The organism is Citrobacter youngae (genome assembly GCF_003818115.1).
Taxonomy (GTDB): domain Bacteria; phylum Pseudomonadota; class Gammaproteobacteria; order Enterobacterales; family Enterobacteriaceae; genus Citrobacter; species Citrobacter youngae.
Window position 1 is genome coordinate 1 of record NZ_RPOI01000037.1, and the last position, 1,003, is coordinate 1,003.

Annotated in this window: 1 rRNA gene; it reads right to left on the reverse strand. The window is 51.9% G+C overall.

The features are described from left to right. Positions 1-1,003 (reverse strand): 23S ribosomal RNA (locus EHN13_RS22950); the annotation flags it as partial.

The window sequence follows — 1,003 nt, forward strand, 5'->3', positions numbered from 1 at the left end:
TCCGCGCAGGCCGACTCGACCAGTGAGCTATTACGCTTTCTTTAAATGATGGCTGCTTCTAAGCCAACATCCTGGCTGTCTGTGCCTTCCCACATCGTTTCCCACTTAACTGTGACTTTGGGACCTTAGCTGGCGGTCTGGGTTGTTTCCCTCTTCACGACGGACGTTAGCACCCGCCGTGTGTCTCCCGTGATAACATTCTTCGGTATTCGCAGTTTGCATCGGGTTGGTAAGTCGGGATGACCCCCTAGCCGAAACAGTGCTCTACCCCCGAAGATGAGTTCACGAGGCGCTACCTAAATAGCTTTCGGGGAGAACCAGCTATCTCCCGGTTTGATTGGCCTTTCACCCCCAGCCACAAGTCATCCGCTAATTTTTCAACATTAGTCGGTTCGGTCCTCCAGTTAGTGTTACCCAACCTTCAACCTGCCCATGGCTAGATCACCGGGTTTCGGGTCTATACCCTGCAACTTAACGCCCAGTTAAGACTCGGTTTCCCTTCGGCTCCCCTATACGGTTAACCTTGCTACAGAATATAAGTCGCTGACCCATTATACAAAAGGTACGCAGTCACCCCATAAAGAGGCTCCCACTGCTTGTACGTACACGGTTTCAGGTTCTTTTTCACTCCCCTCGCCGGGGTTCTTTTCGCCTTTCCCTCACGGTACTGGTTCACTATCGGTCAGTCAGGAGTATTTAGCCTTGGAGGATGGTCCCCCCATATTCAGACAGGATACCACGTGTCCCGCCCTACTCTTCGAGTTCACAACCTGTGCATTTTGGTGTACGGGACTATCACCCTGTACCGTCGGACTTTCCAGACCGTTCCACTAACACACAAGCTGATTCAGACTCTGGGCTGCTCCCCGTTCGCTCGCCGCTACTGGGGGAATCTCGGTTGATTTCTTTTCCTCGGGGTACTTAGATGTTTCAGTTCCCCCGGTTCGCTTCATTACGCTATGGATTCACGTAATGATAGTGTGTCGAAACGTACACTGGGATT